An 18,513-nucleotide genomic window follows, 5' to 3' on the forward strand; every position below is an offset into this window, starting at 1 on the left:
CGCAGTCTGACAAAACGAGGTGATCCGGAGGCGCGCCGACTTTTGCACAATGCAGCCATGTCGGCCAGCCGAACAGCAGCCTGGAAAGGTTTTTATGAAGAGCAACGAGCTAAAGGGTTCAGCACCACTCAGGCACTGGTGATTCTGGCCCGTAAACTTGCTCGGGTCGTATTCGCGCTACTGAAGGGGCAGAGCGAATACCAGCCGAAAGCAAGTTGAGGGTTTCCCCTCAACCATAGAATCTCCCACGCTCTGCGTGGGAATGATCGGGGTCGGGAATTCAGGGATACTCCAGCACCGCTTTAATCTGCCGCAGATTACGCTCGATCCACCCCCGATCAATCGCCCCCCACTCGCGAATTCGATAGCGCCCCGCGTGGTTGCGCGCGCCTTCTTCCTGCTCGAATTCACAAACGATATCCAGATCCGCCAACGCCGCGATGGTGTCCTGAGCCGTGCGTCGGGGCATGCCGGTCACTTCGGTCAATGCAGGGACGTTACTGGCCAGCCCGCTGTCGATCAGGTACGCCACGTACAATCGGCGGTAGAAGCTGCTCTTGGTCTTGCTCACGTCCATCCATGCGCTCCTTATTAGAAGATCTTCAGTGCATATCCCGCCAAGTCAGGTACACCCGCAAATCGAACTCCACCTGGTGATACCCCGGCAACATGTGTTCGCACAGTTTGTAGAACGCCTTGTTGTGATCCGACTCTTTGAAGTGCGCCAGCTCATGCACCACGATCATCTTCAGAAACTGCGGCGCCGCGTCCTTGAACAGCGAGGCGATGCGAATTTCTTTCTTGGCCTTGAGCTTGCCGCCCTGCACCCGTGAGACAGCAGTGTGCAGACCGAGCGCGCGGTGGGTCAGGTCCAGGCGGTTGTCGAACAACACCTTGTCGATGGCCGGGGCGTTACGCAGGTATTCCTGCTTGAGGTCCAGGGCATAGGCGTACAGCGCCTTGTCGCTCTGCACCCCGTGTTTTTCCGGATAGCGCTGGCTCAGGTAATCGCCCAGCCGACCTTCGGCGATCAGTTGGCGCACCTGGTCCTGCAACGCGGCGGGATAAGCCTGGAGGTATTTCAACACAGTCATTGGAGCGGCAACACGCGTCACGAAAAGGTCGCCAGTGTAGCGAATTCAACTCGTCAGCGCGCCCCAGTCGAACGGCTCGACAAAGTGACCGGTGTCCTCGGCCATCAACGGCCGCGCCACCAGGAAACCCTGCACATACTGGCAACCGTTGGCTTGCAGCCACTCATACTGCGCCACCGTTTCAACCCCTTCGGCGATCACCAGCAGCCCTAACCGTTTGCACAAATCGATGACACTACGTGCCAGCGCCGCATCCCGTTCGGATCCCGGCAGCCTGGCGATCAAATGCCGGTCGAGTTTGAGTGTGTCCAGTTCCAGGTCCCGCAAGTGCGCCAGCGAACAAGCCCCGGAGCCGAAATCATCCAGCGCCACCCGCACCCCCAGATTGCGCAATAAACGCAGTTGTTTGCGGGTCTCGTCGGGGTTAGACATCAAGGCCTCTTCCGTGACCTCGACTTCCAGCTGCTGCGGCTTCAGGCCATGGCGTTCCAGCACCTGACGCAGCTCGGTGACCAGATTGGGCAAACCGAATTGCGTACTGCTCAAACTGACGCCCAGCACCAGATCTTCGGCAAACAAGGTTTCCCAGGCTTTGCGCTGTTTGGCCCCGCGCTGGTAAATCCAGCTGCCCAGGCGACTGATCAACCGCGCCTCTTCCAGCAACGGCAAAAACAGCCCCGGCGGCACATCGCCGACACTCGGGTGCTGCCAGCGCAGCAACGCTTCGAACCCGCGGATCTGCCCATCGGCAATCGCTACCTGGGGCTGATACACCAGGTTGAAATCGCGGTTCTCGATGGCCGTGCGCACGCTCTCTTCAAGCATCAGCCGCGAGCGTGCCCGACCGTTCATTTCGTGATCGTAGAAGCGATATTGCTGACGCCCGGCGCGCTTGGCTTCGTACATGGCAATGTCGGAGGCGCGCATTAATCCGTCCAGATTAGCCCCGCAATCGGGATAAGTGGCAATGCCGATGCTCGCGCCCAAGGCGATGTCCATACCTTCGATCTGCTGACAGATCGATACCCGCTCGATGAGCTTCTCGGCAATTTTTGCCGCCTGTTCGGGAAGCTCAAGATCCAGCAGCGCAGTGAACTCATCGCCCCCCATCCGCGCCAGAATATCGAAGGGCCGAAGGCATGCCTTCAACTGCTCGGACACCCAACGCAGCACCCGGTCGCCGGCATCGTGGCCGAGGGAATCATTGACCCGCTTGAAGCCGTCGAGGTCCAGGTACAACAGCACCCAAGTGCTGCCGGAGCGTTCGCCACGCAGCAGCAGGTTTTCAACGGTCTGGTAGAAACCCCGGCGATTGAGCAGCCCGGTCAGCGGGTCGGTCACCGCCTGAAACTCCAGTTGCTGATGCAGATGGCGCACCACCGACATGTCCAGCACCGTCACCACCATGGCATGTTGTTCGGCGGGCAAAGGCGCGCAAGACAACGCCACCGGCACTTGCTGGCCGGACTCCGTACGCAGCAGCGCATCGTGCAGGCGCAGGGTTTCACCGCGTTTGTAACCGGCAAACAACTCGGAATCAGCCCAGATCGGGATGTGCGGTTTTTGCAGAAAATCCAAAAACTCTTTGCCTTGCAGGTCATGCACCTTGGCATTGAGCAGGCGCGACATCGCCGGGTTGGCAAAGCGAATCAACCCGTCCTCGCCCACCACCAGAATGCCTTCGGCGGCATTATCCAGCACCGAGGCATTGAAGGCCCGGGCGACTTCCAGATCATGGCTCAACCGCTGCAAGGCACGACGATTACGCTGATGCTCGAGCAACGCCTGGACTTTGGGCTTGAGAATTTGCGGGTCGAACGGTTTGAACAGGTAATCCACCGCGCCACTGGCGTAACCCTTGATCACGGCGTCCTGGGTTTGTTCGTTGGCGGTAAGAAAAATGATTGGCGTAAGACGGGTTCGCTGGCTGCCGCGCATCAAGCGCGCCACTTCAAAACCGTCCATGCCCGGCATCTGCACATCCAGCAGCACCAGGTCGACATCGTGTTCGAGTAACAGGCCAAGGGCTTCAAAACCGGAAGCCGCGGTCATGACCTGCCAGTCCTGGCGTTGTAACAACGCGCGCATGCTGATCAGGTTTTCAGGGTAATCATCGACAATTAACAGGATTGAGTTGCCTTCAGCTGGCGTAAGTTCTGCGCATTCCATGCTGCATCTCTTGTTCGGGACGTCAGGCCGGCTTTTGTTAAAACCGGTCACCTATTGCGACTTCACTCTAGACCCGGATCCGGGAAAGCAGAAGCCGCTGATATCCCATCACTTCGGTAAAGTTTCATATAGCCGACTAACGGTCAGTCCTACAGGCCTTATAAACCGGGAAGGATGGCATTTCGACAGGTTGTTGACGCCAATCATCTGCCAGACGGGCATTAACAAACAAGCTTTCAGCGCTTATAAAGACCGCCTAGAAGGCGCGAGCTAGAGCTTCTGGCACGCACGTGCAGTCAAAAATGTGGAAGCTTGAATTATGATCGATCTCGCAACCTGGAACCTCAGCGTTCCTGTCGGCAGCCCGCCGTATACCGTCGAAACAGCCAAGCTGGTAGACGGTTTCAAGGATCAATACTTCCACTCCGACACCGGCACTTTATTTTTCTGGTCCCCGGTCACCGGTTCCAAAACCGAAAACGCGATCTACCCGCGCACCGAACTGCGCGAAACCTACAGCAACGGCACGCTGAAAAACTGGTACTACCCTGACGCAGACAACTCCCTGCGTGCCACCCTCTCGGTCAGCCAGGTGCCCAGCTCGGGCAAGATCGTCATTGGCCAGATCCACGCCTTCAACAGCCAGAAGCCCATGGTGAAGGTCGAGTATCAATACAAGGACTACAGCGCGACCGGCAACATCGTCGCCAAAGTCCGCATGCACCCCGACGACGACACCGCCCGGGTCATCACCATCGCCACCGGCGTGAAACTCAATCAGGAATTCTCCTACCTCATCCACCTCAGCCCAGGTGGTGCATTGGGCATCAGTGCGGCGGGGTATCAATGGGACACCGACATCAGCACGATGTGGCGCGACAAACCGTTGTACTTCAAGGCCGGGGTTTATGTGCAGGACAACACCGGGTACACCACTGAAGGCGGGGAGGTGACGTTCAGCCATCTGGATATCGATCACGATACGTAATCCCTGAAAGACCGCAGGAATCCACCCTTTGTGGCGAGGGAGCTTGTTCCCTCGCCACAGGTTCTTTGTGTCCAACGCCATCTCTTCTCTGATTGGCATCAGGCCCCACTTAAACGCCAACGTTTAAAGACACGCAGCGTTACTTCATGAGGCCTACAACGGCTTGCGTCACCGCCTACAGGTACGCCAGAATCCGCCGGCTTGTGCGCCTGGGAGCCCATCGGTAACTTGATTCGTGTCACTGATTCACAGTGATCGGGTTTAGTAGCCCGTGGTTTCGAGCTTGGTGCACAAGCATCTGTCAGTCAGGGATTTCGATTCCTGCGCTTGATGGTAACTGTGCGCAGGGCACCTTCGGGTGCGCCGGCTTGCTCGAAACCCCGGTCTACTAACCTGCGTACAGTTGCCTCCACTTTGATTAGTAGCCAGAGAGGGGCACTCCAATCAGGTTTCGAGCAAATGACTAAATCAACGCCGCATCCGCCGGTCACAGACCCGGCCTCCCCCTACGAATCCCCCGATTCAAAGAAATTCCACGAAGCCGCCGAGCGCGCCCTCGATCATTACCTCAACCCGGCCGCCAAAATCATGGCCACCACCCACGAACCCGAGCCCATGTACTTGGCCAATCCGAAGTACAACACCGAAGCCCTGCTGGCCAACGCCAGCGAAACACTGGGCTCGGCCACCGAAATGCTCAACAATTTCGCGGCGCTGCTGGAGACCTCACATCGCAAGACCGCGTTGGGCATCGCCCAATTGGTCATGATCGGTGAACTGGCGGTGAATCAGGCGCTGGATCACGTCGAACCGAAGGAGTAATCGCGGCTCGGTTGGTGCAAGGCGAGCAAACTTTCTTCCAATAAAAAACCCGCCTTTCGGCGGGTTTCTTATCAACGCAGCTTAACGCTCGGGCTTAGTTAACCTCGATCCCTGTGTCGCCGATGGCCGTGGACTTAAATACGACGTAGATAAAATGTTGCGTATACGCTACATTTAGCTATAAATGTTACGGAAGCGGAACATGGATTATTTTCTGTTGATCAGCCGTCTTGGCAACCAAATACGCGAAAAACGTATAAATCGCGGGCTGACGCAAGCACAGCTTGCCGACCTCGCGGGACTGACACGATACAAAGTCATCGCAGTAGAGAAAGGTACTCTGTCTGTCGGCATGATCGCCTATGCGCGCGTCCTTGGCGCTCTGGATTGTGAGCTTGCTGTCGTTCCAGCTGCCATGCCGACCCTTGAAGAGCTTGGGGATTTATTCGAATGAAAATGTCCTCTCTCAAAGTCAGCACGCCCGAGGGGCGTAGCGGCAGGCTTTTCAGCGATGCCGAAGACTTCACATTCCGTTATCACGACGATGCATCGCCAGAAATGGCTATCAGCTTGTCGATGCCAGTAAGGCATAACGAGTTTCGTCGGCGCGAACTCCATCCTGTTTTTCAGATGAATCTGCCGGAAGGCTATGTATTGGAGCAACTGCGCAATCGATTGGCCAAGACCGTGAATGTCGATCCGATGCTTTTGCTGGCGCTTTCCGGCAGCACTTCGCCCATTGGCAGGGTGCAAGTGCGGTCTGAAACGGTTGACGCCTTGCTGGAGGAGCAACAATTTCCGGGGGAGAAACTCGAAGAGATTCTGACATGGGACGGCACGGAAGATATCTTCGCTGACATTCTTGATCGCTACATCCTGCGTGCCGGCATTTCCGGCGTTCAACCCAAAGTGTTGGTACCGGAACGCCTGGAAACCGGATTGCCACGGGTGACATCGAAAACCTCGGACCTGATTATCAAAAGTGGCCGAGACGAATTTCCCGGTCTGGCAATCAACGAGTTCCTTTGCATGTCCATTGCGAAGGAGGCCGGTATTCCCGTTCCGCCGTTTTACCTTTCCGATAATGCCAAGCTGTTTGTCATGCGTCGCTTTGATCGCGACGACCAGCTCAACCCAATTGGATTTGAAGACATGGCGGTGTTGATGGGGCTATCGGCTAACCAGAAGTACAGCAAAAGCTATGCGGCAATCGCCAAGGCTATTCGTGTGTTCTGCCCGACTAAGCATTTACGCACCTCCCTTGATCAACTCTTCGATAGCGTTGCCCTGAGCTGTATTGTCGGGAATGGCGACGCTCATTTGAAAAACTTCGGATTGCTCTATTCCGACCCTACGCAACGCGATGCACGCCTGGCGCCAGCCTACGACATCGTTAACACCACGGCCTATATTCCGGAAGATGTGTTGGCTTTGGATCTGGCGGGCAACAAGTCAATGTTTGCCTCGCGGCAAGGACTGCTTGAGTTTGCGCGCACCTGTGAGATCGAGCGACCTCAGGAGCGCATTCAGCAATTGCTTGCCTCGGTTGAAGCAGTACTTGAACGCTATCCTGAGTATCGGGAACAGGCGCCTCATGTGGTCAGTGCCATTGAGCAAGCGGCAGCGCCATTTTCTCTGACTTTTGGGTAGTTATTGTGCGCAAAAATCCCTGCCCAGAAAAAACCCGCCTCTCGGCGGGTTCTTCACAACACGGGTCAAATTCTAAGGCTTAGTTCACCTTAGCGTTCAACTCGCCTTTCAGGTAACGCTGGAACATCGCTTCCAACGAAATCGGCTTGATCTTCGAAGCATTACCGGCAGTACCAAACTGCTCATAACGCGCGATACACACGTCACGCATCGCAGTCACAGTCGCGCCGAAGAATTTACGCGGGTCGAACTCGCTCGGGTTGGTGGCCATCAGGCGACGCATCGCACCGGTGGACGCCAAACGCAGGTCGGTGTCGATGTTGACCTTGCGCACGCCGTGCTTGATGCCTTCGACGATTTCTTCAACCGGCACGCCGTAGGTTTCTTTGATGTCGCCGCCGTACTGGTTGATGATCGCCAGCCACTCTTGCGGAACCGAAGACGAACCGTGCATCACCAGGTGGGTGTTCGGGATGCGTTTGTGGATTTCTTTGATGCGGTCGATGGCCAGCACGTCGCCGGTAGGTGGCTTGGTGAACTTGTAGGCGCCGTGGCTGGTGCCGATGGCGATGGCCAGGGCGTCGACCTGGGTCTTCTTGACGAAGTCCGCGGCCTCTTCCGGATCGGTCAGCATTTGGCTGTGATCCAGAACGCCTTCGGCGCCGATGCCGTCTTCTTCACCGGCCATGCCGGTTTCCAGCGAACCCAGGCAGCCCAGCTCGCCTTCTACCGAGACGCCGCAGGCGTGAGCCATGGCCACGGTTTGTTGGGTAACGCGAACGTTGTACTCGTAGTCGGTCGGGGTCTTGCCGTCTTCGCCCAGGGAGCCGTCCATCATGACCGAGCTGAAGCCCAGTTGAATGGAGCGCTGGCAGACGTCAGGGCTGGTGCCGTGGTCCTGGTGCATGCACACCGGGATGTGCGGGAATTCTTCGATGGCCGCCAGGATCAGGTGACGCAGGAACGGGGCGCCTGCGTATTTGCGGGCACCGGCCGAAGCCTGGACGATCACCGGGGAGTCAGTCTTGTCAGCGGCTTCCATGATGGCGCGCATCTGCTCAAGGTTGTTGACGTTGAAGGCTGGAACGCCGTAGCCGAACTCGGCTGCGTGGTCCAGCATCTGGCGCATGCTGATAAGTGCCATTGTGTGTGTCTCTCCCGGTTGAGGGTCGTTAATCGTGCCAGCCTGCCGTAGCGGCGGCGGCTATTCAAGTTATTGCAGATCGGGGGTTGGCCCGGACTGCGAATTCGGTGTCACTAAAATCTCAAGAACTACACAGAACCACTGTGGGTCCGTGGTGTGTCAATTACTGCGCTTTACAACCGCGGCCGATCAAATCATTGGTGGCGACCCAGTACACCAGGCCTTCCTCACCTTTTACGTGAAACGCCAGCATGTCGTTGCTGTACAGCGAACCTTCGGCGCCCGGCTCAAGCTTCAGGCGGTAGACCTGATCGGCGCCGCCCAGGCGAACGTCGACTTCCTTGCGGCTCACATCAGTGTAGCGCCAGAGCACTTTGGCCTGGCTGTCGCAGGTCCAGGTGGCCCAGTTGTCCGTTGATGCGGCAGGCTTGAACAGGTCGAAATTCGAACAACCTGCCAGCAATACCAGCGCCGAAAGGGCGATAAAACCTTTCATCCATGTTCCTCGACTGACGGCGCATGCCGCCAGCCCTGAGTAAAGAGTCAGACCCGTCAAGGGCAGCCATGTTCCTTGGCCGGGGTCTGTGTCTCGTATTTGTCCAGGCCATCGGGCCCGGACCGCTTGTTGATCACCGGGTTGGTTTCCGCTTGCCAGTCAGCCTGGTAGCAACCCTTATCCGACGCAGATGGCTCGGGTTCCGGCGTGGCTTTCGGGTTACTCCCGCAAGCCGCCAGCATGCCCGCGGCGATCAACAGCATTAATGTCCTGACCATCTGAACACTCCTTTGCCTGGTCAAATGGGCAACCTCAGGCCTTGGCCCGGCTTTCCAGGACTTCAACGGCCGGCAGCACTTTGCCTTCGACGAATTCGAGGAACGCGCCGCCGCCGGTAGAAATGTAGGAGATTTGATCGGCAACGCCATATTTATCGATGGCCGCCAGGGTGTCACCGCCGCCGGCAATGGAGAACGCCGAGCTTTCCGCGATGGCCTGGGCCAGCACTTTGGTGCCGTTACCGAACTGGTCGAATTCGAATACGCCCACCGGGCCGTTCCACAGGATGGTCTTGGACGACTTCAGCAGCTCGGCGAAATTCGCCGCGGTCTGTGGGCCGATGTCCAGGATCATGTCGTCTGCAGCCACGTCGGCGATCAGTTTGACAGTCGCGGTCGCGCTTTCAGCGAATTCCTTGGCGACCACCACGTCCACTGGCAATGGCACGCTGACTTTCGCCGCGATTTCACGGGCGGTGTCGAGCAGGTCCGGCTCGTACAGCGATTTGCCAACCGGGTGACCGGCAGCGGCCAGGAAGGTGTTGGCGATGCCGCCACCAACGATCAGCTGGTTGCAGATTTGGCTCAGGCTGTTGAGCACGTCGAGTTTGGTCGACACTTTGGAACCGGCAACAATGGCGGCCATTGGCTGAGCCGGGGAGCCCAGGGCCTTGCCCAGTGCGTCCAGTTCGGCGGCCAGCAACGGGCCTGCGGCGGCGACTTTGGCGAATTTGGCCACGCCATGGGTCGAACCCTCGGCGCGGTGAGCGGTGCCGAAAGCGTCCATCACGAACACGTCGCACAGGGCGGCGTATTGCTTGGCCAGTTCGTCGGCGTTCTTTTTCTCGCCCTTGTTGAAGCGCACGTTTTCGAACAACACGATGTCGCCGGCTTTCACGTCGACGCCGCCCAGGTAATCGGACACCAGCGGCACTTCACGGCCCAGGGCCTTGCTCAGGTAGTCAGCCACTGGCTTGAGGCTGTTCTCGGCCGAGAATTCGCCTTCGGTCGGACGGCCAAGGTGCGAGCAGACCATCACGGCCGCGCCTTTTTCCAGGGCCAGCTTGATGGTCGGCAGCGAAGCCAGGATTCGCGCATCGCTGGTGACAACACCGTCCTTGACTGGGACGTTGAGGTCTTCGCGGATCAGTACGCGCTTACCTTGCAGATCGAGGTCGGTCATCTTCAACACGGTCATGGGTCGCATTTCCTGGATAGCTGTTTTAGAGAGCAGGTTTTTGAAAGACAGATTGTGGAGTAGCAGCTGCTTGTAAATAGTGTTCTGCAACGTCCAGCATTCGATTGGCAAAACCCCATTCGTTGTCGAACCAGGCCAGGATGTTCACCAGCCGTGGGCCGGAAACGCGGGTCTGACTGGCATCGACGATGGCCGAATGTGGGTCATGATTGAAATCACAACTGGCGTGAGGCAACTCGGTGTAGGCCAGAAGGCCTTTGAGCGGGCCATGGGTGGCGGCCTCGCGCAGAATCCGGTTGACCTCGGTGGCGTCGGTATCGCTTACGGTCTGCATCGTAATATCGAGGCAAGACACGTTAACCGTCGGCACCCGCACGGCTTTGGCCTGAATTCGCCCGGCAAGTTCCGGCAGCAGGCGTTCAATGCCTCGCGCCAGACCAGTGGACACCGGAATCACCGACTGGAACGCCGAACGGGTGCGGCGCAGGTCTTCGTGGTGATAGGCGTCGATCACCGGCTGATCGTTCATCGCCGAGTGGATGGTGGTGATCGACACGTATTCCAGACCAATGGCCTGATCCAGCAGGCGCAACAGTGGAACGCCGCAGTTGGTGGTGCAGGACGCGTTGGACACCAGCAGCTCGTCGCCGGTCAGGCAATCCTGGTTCACGCCATAGACGATGGTGGCGTCGACATCCGCCTCGCTGGCCATCGGCTGGGAAAACAGCACCCGTGGCGCACCGGCGTCGAGAAAACGCTGGCCATCCTGACGGGTGTGATAAGCGCCGGAGCACTCCAGCACCAGATCGACGCCCAATGACGCCCAATCGATGCCTTCGGGGGTGGCACTGCGCAGGACCTTCACGCAGTCGCCCTTAATATGCAGACAATCGCCCTCAACCCTCACTTCACCGGGAAACCGCCCGTGAGTGGAGTCGAAGCGTGTCAGGTATTCGATGCTGGCCATGTCGGCCAGATCGTTGATCGCGACAATTTCAAACCCAGCCGTCGAGCCTCGCTCAAACAACGCACGCAAGACACAACGACCAATCCGGCCGTAGCCGTTGAGTGCAACTTTGTAAGGACGCGGTTGAGGCATGGGGTTCTCGATAGTCGCGGCAGACGAATTCTTGCTAACAACACAAATCCCTGTAGGAGCTGGTAGGAGCTGGTAGGAGCTGTCGAGTGAAACGAGGCTGCGATCTTTTAAAATCAAGATCAAAAGATCGCAGCCTGCGGCAGCTCCTACACAGGGAACGCGGTGGCCATAAAACCACCGCGGCGTGCCTTAGTCTTCCAGCAGCTCTTCAGCCTGACCCAGGATGTTTTCCAGGGTGAAGCCGAACTCTTCGAACAAGGCCGGCGCAGGCGCCGACTCGCCGTAGGTGGTCATGCCGATCACGCGACCTTCCAGGCCCACGTACTTGTACCAGTAGTCCGCGTGGGCGGCTTCGATGGCGATACGCGCGCTGACCTGCAATGGCAGAACCGATTGCTTGTAGCCGGCGTCCTGTGCTTCGAAGACACTGGTGCATGGCATCGAAACCACACGTACCTTGCGACCTTGCTCGGTCAGTTTGTCGAAGGCTTGAACGGCCAGGCCGACTTCCGAACCGGTGGCGATCAGGATCAGCTCAGGCTCGCCTGCGCAGTCCTTCAACACGTAACCGCCACGGGCGATTTCTTCGATCTGGATCGCATTGCGGGTTTGATGCTGCAGGTTCTGACGGGAGAAGATCAGCGCCGAAGGGCCGTCATCACGCTCCAGGGCGAACTTCCAGGCCACCGCCGATTCAACGGCATCGGCCGGACGCCAGGTGTCGAGGTTCGGGGTGCAGCGCAGGCTGGCCAGTTGCTCGATCGGCTGGTGAGTCGGGCCGTCTTCGCCCAGACCGATGGAGTCGTGGGTGAACACGTAGACGATGCGTTTCTTCATCAGCGCCGACATGCGTACCGCGTTGCGGGCGTATTCCATGAACATCAGGAAGGTCGCGCCGTAAGGCACCAGGCCGCCGTGCAGGGCCACGCCGTTCATGATCGCGCTCATGCCGAACTCGCGAACGCCGTAGTACATGTAGTTGCCGCTGGCATCTTCGGCGGTGACGCCTTTGCAGCCTTTCCACAGGGTCAGGTTGGAACCGGCCAGGTCAGCCGAACCGCCAAGCAGTTCCGGCAGCAGCGGGCCGAACGCGTTCAGGGCGTTCTGGCTGGCTTTACGGCTGGCGATGGATTCGCCTTTGGCCGCGACTTCAGCGATGTAGGCCTGGGCCTTCTCGGCGAAATCGGTCGGCAGGTCGCCGCTCAGACGACGAACCAGTTCGTTGGCCAGCTCAGGGAACTCAGCGGAGTAAGCCGCGAAACGCTGATCCCACTCGGCTTCGGCAGCGCGGCCGGCTTCCTTGGCGTCCCACTCGGCGTAGATGTTGGCCGGGATTTCGAACGGGCCGTAGTTCCACTTCAGCGCTTCACGGGTCAAGGCGATTTCCGCGTCACCCAACGGGGCGCCGTGGCAATCTTCCTTGCCTTGCTTGTTCGGCGAACCGAAGCCGATGGTGGTCTTGCAGCAGATCAGCGTCGGTTGTGCGCTTTTGCGCGCGGTTTCGATCGCGATCTTGATTTCTTCCGGGTCGTGACCGTCGACATTGCGGATCACTTGCCAGTTGTAGGATTCGAAACGCTTCGGCGTGTCGTCGGTGAACCAGCCTTCGACTTCACCGTCGATGGAGATGCCGTTGTCATCGTAGAAGGCGATGAGTTTGCCCAGGCCCAGCGTACCGGCCAGGGAACTGACTTCGTGGGAAATGCCTTCCATCATGCAGCCATCACCCAGGAATACGTAGGTGTGGTGATCGACGACGTTATGGCCAGGACGGTTGAACTGCGCCGCCAGGACTTTTTCCGCCAGGGCGAAACCGACTGCGTTGGCCAAGCCTTGGCCCAGTGGACCGGTGGTGGTTTCAACGCCCGGGGTGTAGCCATATTCCGGGTGACCCGGGGTACGGCTGTGCAGCTGGCGGAAGTTTTTCAGGTCATCGATCGACAAGTCGTAGCCGGTCAGGTGCAGCAGCGAGTAGATCAACATCGAGCCGTGACCGTTGGACAGCACGAAGCGGTCACGGTCGGCGAACGATGGATTGCTCGGGTTGTGCTTCAGGTAGTCACGCCAAAGTACTTCGGCGATATCCGCCATACCCATAGGGGCACCGGGATGGCCGCTGTTGGCTTTTTGCACGGCATCCATGCTGAGGGCACGAATGGCGTTGGCGCGCTCACGACGGCTGGGCATCGCTGATCTCCTGCGGATATTGAATCGAGAGTGAATAAAACGAAACGGAAAAAAGGCGAGCATTTTCCCTCACCGACCGCCTTCGGGGCAATGACAGATAGTCATCTGAAGGCGTTTTTCCAATGGATAACGACGTATTCGACTGGTGAAACCTTTCTGCCGTTCGTTTGCTGACTGAACCTAACGCTGAGAAGTGCCATCTATCGAGCAATATCAAAACTTTTTGATATTGCTCTTGCGGTGATTTCTGAGCGTCACTAGACTGCTGGCCTTATGAATTTACGCGTGCCTTCCATTCAACATGACGATTGCGATGAGCTGGCGGCCCTGTGCAAGGCCGGCGGCGATCCTCTGCGGCTGAATGTATTGCGCGCGCTGGCCAACGATTCGTTCGGCGTACTGGAACTGGCGCAGATCTTCGGCATCGGTCAGTCCGGCATGAGTCATCACCTCAAGGTTTTGGCCCAGGCCGACCTGGTGGCGACCCGCCGTGAAGGCAATGCGATTTTCTACCGTCGCGCCCTGCCCCACACCGATCTGCTGGGCGGCAAGCTGCATACCGCGCTGCTCGAAGAAGTGGACAACCTGACCCTGCCGACTGACGTTCAGGCGCGGATCGGTCAGGTCCACGGGCAACGTGAGGCGGCCAGCCAGGACTTTTTCTCACGGGTCGCGGAGAAGTTTCGCGCCCAGCAAGACTTGATCGCCGGCCTGCCGCAATACCGCGAAAGCGTGGTGGCACTGCTCGACAAGCTGAGTTTCGTCCCCGGCGCCACGGCCATCGAAGTGGGCCCCGGCGATGGCGCTTTTCTGCCGGAACTGGCGCGTCGCTTCACTCAGGTCACGGCGCTGGACAACAGCCCGGCGATGCTCGAACTGGCCCGCCAGGTCTGCGAACGTGAAACGCTGGCTAACGTCAGCCTGCAATTGGCCGATGCATTGAACGGTGTAAGCCTTCAGGCCGACTGCGTTGTATTGAACATGGTGCTGCACCATTTTGCCGCGCCGGCCGAAGCGCTCAAGCACATGGCCGGTTTGCTGCAACCAGGCGGTAGCCTGTTAGTGACAGAGTTATGTAGCCACAACCAGAGTTGGGCCAAGGAGGCCTGCGGTGATCTCTGGTTGGGGTTTGAACAGGACGATCTGGCCCGTTGGGCCACCGCTGCGGGACTCGTTCCCGGGGAAAGCCTCTATGTAGGCTTACGTAATGGTTTCCAGATTCAGGTCCGCCATTTTCAGCGACCGGCTGGCGACACTCACCATCGGTAAATTCAGGAAAAAATCGAGATGAGCGAATACTCCCTCTTCACCTCCGAGTCCGTGTCTGAAGGGCATCCGGACAAAATCGCCGACCAGATTTCCGATGCGGTGCTGGACGCCATCATTGCAGAAGACAAGTTCGCCCGCGTGGCGTGCGAGACTCTGGTGAAAACCGGCGTGGCAATCATCGCAGGTGAAGTCACCACGTCGGCCTGGGTCGATCTGGAAGACATCGTCCGTAACGTGATTCTCGACATCGGCTACAACAGCTCCAATGTCGGCTTCGACGGCGCGACCTGCGGCGTGATGAACATCATCGGCAAGCAGTCCCCCGACATCAACCAGGGTGTTGACCGTGCCAAGCCTGAAGATCAGGGCGCCGGCGACCAGGGCCTGATGTTCGGCTACGCCAGCAACGAAACCGACGTGCTGATGCCAGCACCGATCACCTTCTCGCACCAACTGGTTCAGCGCCAGGCCGAAGCCCGCAAGTCCGGCCTGCTGCCTTGGTTGCGTCCAGACGCCAAGTCGCAAGTGACCTGCCGCTACGAAAACGGCAAGGTTGTCGGTATCGACGCCGTTGTACTGTCGACCCAGCACAACCCGGAAGTGTCCTATAAAGACCTGCGCGAAGGCGTGATGGAACTGATCGTCAAGCACGTGCTGCCTGCCGAACTGCTGTCCAAGGACACCCAGTTCCACATCAACCCGACTGGCCAGTTCATCATCGGTGGCCCGGTGGGCGACTGCGGCCTGACCGGTCGCAAGATCATCGTTGACAGCTACGGCGGCATGGCCCGTCACGGCGGCGGCGCGTTCTCCGGTAAAGATCCATCGAAGGTTGACCGTTCGGCGGCCTACGCCGGTCGTTATGTGGCCAAGAACATCGTGGCTGCCGGCCTGGCCGAGCGTTGCGAGATTCAGGTTTCCTACGCAATCGGCGTCGCTCAACCGACTTCGATTTCGTTGAACACCTTCGGCACCGGCAAGATCAGCGACGACAAGATCGTCAAACTGGTCCGCGAAGTGTTCGACCTGCGTCCATACGCGATCACCACCATGCTCGACCTGCTGCACCCGATGTACCAGGACACCGCTGCGTACGGCCACTTCGGTCGCACCCCGGAAACCAAAACCGTGGGCGACGATACGTTCACCACGTTCACCTGGGAAAAAACCGACCGCGCCGACGCTCTGCGTTCTGCTGCCGGCCTGTAAGACTTTCCCGGCTGTACAAAAAGCCCCGCACGGTTCGCCGTGCGGGGCTTTTTCATGAAGAAGATCCCACCTCGAAACACGCAGAATTACACCTCTGCACTCCACACTCGAAACCTGACTAGCCTTGAAAGCATCCCAACGAGCAAGGACGCTCTCGATGCTGCCCAACCTGCGCCTGTTTTTCGGTTTCCTGCTGACCCTCACCTGCCTGACCGCCAATGCCTCCGACTGCCCCGATTGGCCGCCGGCCCGCGCTCTGGACGAAATCAACGCACTGCAAAAGCGAATCGACCTCTGGGACGACAGCTATCATCGCGAAGGACGCTCTTTGGTCGCCGATGAACTCTATGATCAATCCCGCATACGACTAAGCGAATGGCGCGAGTGTTTTGACTCAGGCCCTTCAGCCGAACCGTTGCGCACTGCCGGTGGCACGATTGCTCACCCGATCGCCCACACCGGCCTGGAAAAACTGCGCGATGGGCGCGCCGTCGAAGCCTGGCTGAAAAATCGGGATGAGGTCTGGATTCAACCCAAGGTCGACGGTGTGGCTGTGACGTTGATCTATCGCAACGGCTGGCTGCACCAGGCGATCAGTCGTGGTGACGGGATAACCGGCCACGACTGGACTGCCTCAGCGCGCCAGATCGCCGCCATCCCTCAAAAACTTCCACAACCGCTCGACCTGCTGTTGCAAGGCGAACTCTATTGGCGCCTGACCGAACACGTGCAAGCCGAGGCCGGCAGCCTCAATGCCCGCGCCACGGTGGCCGGGTTAATGGCACGCAAGACGCTGACCCCCGAGCAAGCCGCCGGTATCGGCGTGTTCGTCTGGGACTGGCCACAAGGCCCGAAAAGCCTGCCCGCCCGCGTGGCGGCTCTGGATGAGCTGGGATTCCCGAGCACCGCGCCCTACAGCCAGCCGATCGAGGCATTCGCCGATGCCGAACGCTGGCGCGATCACTGGTATCGCTCGCCCCTGCCCTTTGCCAGCGACGGCGTCGTTTTACGACAGAACCAGCGCCCACCCGCCGAGCGCTGGCAGGCGAAAACGCCTTTCTGGAGTGTCGCCTGGAAGTACCCCTTCGCCCAGGCGTTGGCCGAGGTGCGCAAGGTCCACTTCAAGATTGGACGGACCGGCCGGATCACACCGGTGCTGGATCTGGCACCGGTGATGCTCGATGACCGGCAGGTCAAGCGTGTCAGCGTCAGCTCCCTGCAGCGCTGGGAGGCACTGGACATTCGCCCCGGCGATCAGGTCGCCATCAGTCTGGCGGGGCTGACCATTCCCAGGCTCGATGGTGTCGTATTACGCAGCACCGAACGCCCTGAATTGAACGTACCGCTGGCAGCAGATTTTCATCCGTTGAGTTGCTGGCAGCCGACGCCCGGATGCGAAAGTCAGTTCCTCGCACGCCTGGCCTGGCTCAGCGGCAAACAGGGGCTGGCCTTGCCGCATGTCGGGCCGGGCACCTGGGAGAAACTGCTCAAGGCCGAACGTCTCGACAACCTGCTCGATTGGTTGACCCTCGATGAGCAAGAGCTTGCTAACATTGACGGCTTCGGCGAGCGCAGCAGTGCTCGTCTTTTGAACAGTTTCAACAGCGCCCGACAACGCCCGTTCGCTCGCTGGCTCAATGCCCTGGGCTTGCCGCCGACAGGTCAGGCACGCCTCGCCGATTCATGGCAGGTGCTGGCACAACGAAACACCGAACAATGGCAGGCTGAAACCGGCATCGGCCCGGGACGCGCGGCGCAATTGAGCGCATTTTTCCGCGACCCGCAGGTCCTGGCCTTGAGCGAGACATTACGTGTTGCCGGGATTGACGGTTTTTAGCAGCCGGCGACGCCCGCCAGCCTGGGAACCCATATGTGCGGATGCGCTCAAACAGCCCATCGCTACATCGATTTTTTCACCTGGAGCTTTTATGAAACTTCTTTCACCGCTCGCCTTGTTGACCCTGTGCAGCGTGATGGCCGCTCCATTAATGGCCGACGAAGACGCCCCGGGCCTCACTGGCTGCGCCGCGAAAAAACAAGGCATCATCAACCAGATCGAACTGGCCAAGTCTCACGGCAACGCCGATCAACAGGCTGGCCTGGAAACCGCCCTGAGCGAAGTCACCGCCCATTGCACCGACGCTTCCTTGAAGAAGGAACGGGAAAACAAGGTGCTCGACGCCAAGCACGAAGTCAGCAGGCGTCAGGCCGACCTCGACAAGGCGATGAAAAAAGGTGACGCCGAGAAGATCAACAAACGCAAAGACAAACTGGCTCAATCGCGCAAGGATTTACAGGACGCGCTCGACGAGCTGGATAAGTAATCCGGTTTAAGTACGCCGCTTCAATGATCCCGAAACTCTTTATGGCAGGCACTACAGGCATCTTCGACTTTCTGTACCGCCGGCCCCAGGTTGCTGGCCTTGTAAGGTTGAACCTGGCTGGCGATCACCAGTTCACCGGTGGCGCCTTCAAGGGTGCGGGCCATTTCCTGGAAGCGTGCCTGCTTCTGCCAGACTTCGTCCTTGGCGCTGGTGTGATCTTCTTCGCGCACCTGCGGGAAATGTTTCCACGGTTCATGGGACAACACGTCGAGCTTCACGGCACCGTCGGCGAATTTCGGGCCATCGAACGGAATACGCCCACGCAACATGCCACCCAGGTCTTCGCCGGTCTTGAGCATTTGCTTGAAGATCGCCTTGCGCTGGCCCAGAGGCGAGTTCGGGTCGACACCGCCGCAGGCGGACAAGGTCAGGCAGGCCAGCAATACAACAGAGAGTCTTTTAAGAGTCATGGTGGCTTCAGATCACTGGAAACGGCGGCCAGTATCCTCGCGTCACCGGCAAAGACCAATAGCCCTATTATCAATACGGATTGTTTGAGCGCATGGAGCACTCAGGCAACCGGCAA

18 protein-coding genes and 1 pseudogene are annotated in these 18,513 nt (G+C 58.7%); 9 read left to right on the plus strand and 10 right to left on the minus strand.

Annotated features, from left to right (window positions below):
* Positions 1-219, plus strand: a pseudogene (locus AC1D2Q_RS23450) (IS110 family transposase); the annotation flags it as partial.
* Positions 220-280: 61 nt separating this feature from the next.
* Here the strand turns inward: AC1D2Q_RS23450 and AC1D2Q_RS23455 are convergent.
* The 3 genes from AC1D2Q_RS23455 to AC1D2Q_RS23465 are packed head-to-tail and all read right to left on the minus strand — an operon-like array spanning position 281 to position 3,263.
* On the minus strand, positions 281-577 hold the full coding sequence (locus tag AC1D2Q_RS23455; protein WP_007937940.1) for a winged helix-turn-helix domain-containing protein: 297 nt from the start codon (positions 575-577) through the stop codon (positions 281-283).
* Positions 578-602: 25 nt separating this feature from the next.
* Complete coding sequence (locus AC1D2Q_RS23460; RefSeq protein WP_477814704.1) at positions 603-1,094, minus strand: M48 metallopeptidase family protein; 492 nt, start codon at positions 1,092-1,094, stop codon at positions 603-605.
* Between the two features lie 45 nt (positions 1,095-1,139).
* A complete protein-coding gene (locus AC1D2Q_RS23465) occupies positions 1,140-3,263 on the minus strand; it encodes a putative bifunctional diguanylate cyclase/phosphodiesterase (RefSeq protein ID WP_477814705.1) in 2,124 nt (707 codons plus the stop codon).
* A 319-nt stretch (positions 3,264-3,582) separates the two neighbouring features.
* Between AC1D2Q_RS23465 and AC1D2Q_RS23470 the strand changes: the two genes are divergently transcribed.
* The 4 genes from AC1D2Q_RS23470 (at position 3,583) to AC1D2Q_RS23485 (ending at position 6,723) form a co-directional block, all read left to right on the plus strand.
* Complete coding sequence (locus tag AC1D2Q_RS23470) at positions 3,583-4,251, plus strand: polysaccharide lyase family 7 protein (protein ID WP_477814706.1); 669 nt, start codon at positions 3,583-3,585, stop codon at positions 4,249-4,251.
* Between the two features lie 459 nt (positions 4,252-4,710).
* Positions 4,711-5,073 (plus strand): DUF6124 family protein, encoded by a 363-nt coding sequence (locus AC1D2Q_RS23475; protein WP_477814707.1) that lies wholly within the window; start codon positions 4,711-4,713, stop codon positions 5,071-5,073.
* A gap of 202 nt (positions 5,074-5,275) precedes the next feature.
* The gene (locus tag AC1D2Q_RS23480) at positions 5,276-5,527 is read left to right on the plus strand and encodes a helix-turn-helix domain-containing protein (protein ID WP_064620880.1); all 252 of its coding nucleotides are present in this window, start codon (positions 5,276-5,278) and stop codon (positions 5,525-5,527) included.
* Complete coding sequence (locus tag AC1D2Q_RS23485; RefSeq protein WP_477814708.1) at positions 5,524-6,723, plus strand: type II toxin-antitoxin system HipA family toxin; 1,200 nt, start codon at positions 5,524-5,526, stop codon at positions 6,721-6,723. The genes AC1D2Q_RS23480 and AC1D2Q_RS23485 overlap by 4 nt, the downstream gene beginning before the upstream one ends.
* Positions 6,724-6,802: 79 nt before the next feature.
* On the opposite strand, the gene fba is transcribed toward AC1D2Q_RS23485, so the two are convergent.
* From fba to tkt, 6 genes are all read right to left on the minus strand, one after another.
* Entirely contained in the window at positions 6,803-7,867 is a 1,065-nt protein-coding gene (gene fba, locus AC1D2Q_RS23490; protein WP_018928755.1) for a class II fructose-bisphosphate aldolase, read from the minus strand.
* 163 nt (positions 7,868-8,030) lie between these two features.
* Positions 8,031-8,363, minus strand: a complete 333-nt coding sequence (locus AC1D2Q_RS23495; RefSeq protein ID WP_477814709.1) for an MliC family protein — start codon at positions 8,361-8,363, stop codon at positions 8,031-8,033.
* A 56-nt stretch (positions 8,364-8,419) separates the two neighbouring features.
* On the minus strand, positions 8,420-8,641 hold the full coding sequence (locus AC1D2Q_RS23500; RefSeq protein WP_477814710.1) for a hypothetical protein: 222 nt from the start codon (positions 8,639-8,641) through the stop codon (positions 8,420-8,422).
* 34 nt (positions 8,642-8,675) lie between these two features.
* Complete coding sequence (locus AC1D2Q_RS23505) at positions 8,676-9,839, minus strand: phosphoglycerate kinase (protein ID WP_105340859.1); 1,164 nt, start codon at positions 9,837-9,839, stop codon at positions 8,676-8,678.
* 25 nt (positions 9,840-9,864) lie between these two features.
* Positions 9,865-10,938 carry an erythrose-4-phosphate dehydrogenase gene (gene epd, locus AC1D2Q_RS23510; RefSeq protein WP_477814711.1) on the minus strand — a complete coding sequence of 358 codons (1,074 nt, stop codon included), beginning with the start codon at positions 10,936-10,938 and terminating at the stop codon, positions 9,865-9,867.
* A 189-nt stretch (positions 10,939-11,127) separates the two neighbouring features.
* Complete coding sequence (gene tkt / locus AC1D2Q_RS23515; protein ID WP_105340857.1) at positions 11,128-13,125, minus strand: transketolase; 1,998 nt, start codon at positions 13,123-13,125, stop codon at positions 11,128-11,130.
* Between the two features lie 273 nt (positions 13,126-13,398).
* Between tkt and AC1D2Q_RS23520 the strand changes: the two genes are divergently transcribed.
* From AC1D2Q_RS23520 to AC1D2Q_RS23535, 4 genes are all read left to right on the plus strand, one after another.
* Positions 13,399-14,394 carry an ArsR/SmtB family transcription factor gene (locus AC1D2Q_RS23520; protein ID WP_477814712.1) on the plus strand — a complete coding sequence of 332 codons (996 nt, stop codon included), beginning with the start codon at positions 13,399-13,401 and terminating at the stop codon, positions 14,392-14,394.
* An 18-nt stretch (positions 14,395-14,412) separates the two neighbouring features.
* A complete protein-coding gene (gene metK / locus AC1D2Q_RS23525; protein ID WP_007937912.1) occupies positions 14,413-15,603 on the plus strand; it encodes a methionine adenosyltransferase in 1,191 nt (396 codons plus the stop codon).
* Positions 15,604-15,760: 157 nt separating this feature from the next.
* Positions 15,761-17,440, plus strand: a complete 1,680-nt coding sequence (gene ligB / locus AC1D2Q_RS23530; protein WP_477814713.1) for an NAD-dependent DNA ligase LigB — start codon at positions 15,761-15,763, stop codon at positions 17,438-17,440.
* Between the two features lie 91 nt (positions 17,441-17,531).
* Complete coding sequence (locus tag AC1D2Q_RS23535) at positions 17,532-17,927, plus strand: DUF1090 domain-containing protein (RefSeq protein ID WP_018928748.1); 396 nt, start codon at positions 17,532-17,534, stop codon at positions 17,925-17,927.
* 20 nt (positions 17,928-17,947) lie between these two features.
* Here the strand turns inward: AC1D2Q_RS23535 and AC1D2Q_RS23540 are convergent, their stop codons facing one another.
* Positions 17,948-18,397 (minus strand): c-type cytochrome, encoded by a 450-nt coding sequence (locus AC1D2Q_RS23540; RefSeq protein ID WP_477814714.1) that lies wholly within the window; start codon positions 18,395-18,397, stop codon positions 17,948-17,950.
* Positions 18,398-18,513: the final 116 nt, after the last annotated feature.

It is taken from the genome of Pseudomonas sp. P1_A1 (genome assembly GCF_056406935.1).

Excerpts from the sequence above, each read along its gene's own strand:
- fba (WP_018928755.1), bottom strand. The coding sequence starts at position 7,867 with ATGGCACTTATCAGCATGCGCCAGATGCTGGACCACGCAGCCGAGTTC.
- AC1D2Q_RS23540 (WP_477814714.1), bottom strand. The coding sequence starts at position 18,397 with ATGACTCTTAAAAGACTCTCTGTTGTATTGCTGGCCTGCCTGACCTTG.
- AC1D2Q_RS23465 (WP_477814705.1), bottom strand. The coding sequence starts at position 3,263 with ATGGAATGCGCAGAACTTACGCCAGCTGAAGGCAACTCAATCCTGTTA.
- AC1D2Q_RS23505 (WP_105340859.1), bottom strand. The coding sequence starts at position 9,839 with ATGACCGTGTTGAAGATGACCGACCTCGATCTGCAAGGTAAGCGCGTA.
- AC1D2Q_RS23455 (WP_007937940.1), bottom strand. The coding sequence starts at position 577 with ATGGACGTGAGCAAGACCAAGAGCAGCTTCTACCGCCGATTGTACGTG.
- AC1D2Q_RS23500 (WP_477814710.1), bottom strand. The coding sequence starts at position 8,641 with ATGGTCAGGACATTAATGCTGTTGATCGCCGCGGGCATGCTGGCGGCT.
- AC1D2Q_RS23535 (WP_018928748.1), top strand. The coding sequence starts at position 17,532 with ATGAAACTTCTTTCACCGCTCGCCTTGTTGACCCTGTGCAGCGTGATG.
- epd (WP_477814711.1), bottom strand. The coding sequence starts at position 10,938 with ATGCCTCAACCGCGTCCTTACAAAGTTGCACTCAACGGCTACGGCCGG.
- metK (WP_007937912.1), top strand. The coding sequence starts at position 14,413 with ATGAGCGAATACTCCCTCTTCACCTCCGAGTCCGTGTCTGAAGGGCAT.
- ligB (WP_477814713.1), top strand. The coding sequence starts at position 15,761 with ATGCTGCCCAACCTGCGCCTGTTTTTCGGTTTCCTGCTGACCCTCACC.
- AC1D2Q_RS23520 (WP_477814712.1), top strand. The coding sequence starts at position 13,399 with ATGAATTTACGCGTGCCTTCCATTCAACATGACGATTGCGATGAGCTG.
- AC1D2Q_RS23460 (WP_477814704.1), bottom strand. The coding sequence starts at position 1,094 with ATGACTGTGTTGAAATACCTCCAGGCTTATCCCGCCGCGTTGCAGGAC.
- AC1D2Q_RS23480 (WP_064620880.1), top strand. The coding sequence starts at position 5,276 with ATGGATTATTTTCTGTTGATCAGCCGTCTTGGCAACCAAATACGCGAA.
- AC1D2Q_RS23495 (WP_477814709.1), bottom strand. The coding sequence starts at position 8,363 with ATGAAAGGTTTTATCGCCCTTTCGGCGCTGGTATTGCTGGCAGGTTGT.
- AC1D2Q_RS23485 (WP_477814708.1), top strand. The coding sequence starts at position 5,524 with ATGAAAATGTCCTCTCTCAAAGTCAGCACGCCCGAGGGGCGTAGCGGC.
- tkt (WP_105340857.1), bottom strand. The coding sequence starts at position 13,125 with ATGCCCAGCCGTCGTGAGCGCGCCAACGCCATTCGTGCCCTCAGCATG.
- AC1D2Q_RS23475 (WP_477814707.1), top strand. The coding sequence starts at position 4,711 with ATGACTAAATCAACGCCGCATCCGCCGGTCACAGACCCGGCCTCCCCC.
- AC1D2Q_RS23470 (WP_477814706.1), top strand. The coding sequence starts at position 3,583 with ATGATCGATCTCGCAACCTGGAACCTCAGCGTTCCTGTCGGCAGCCCG.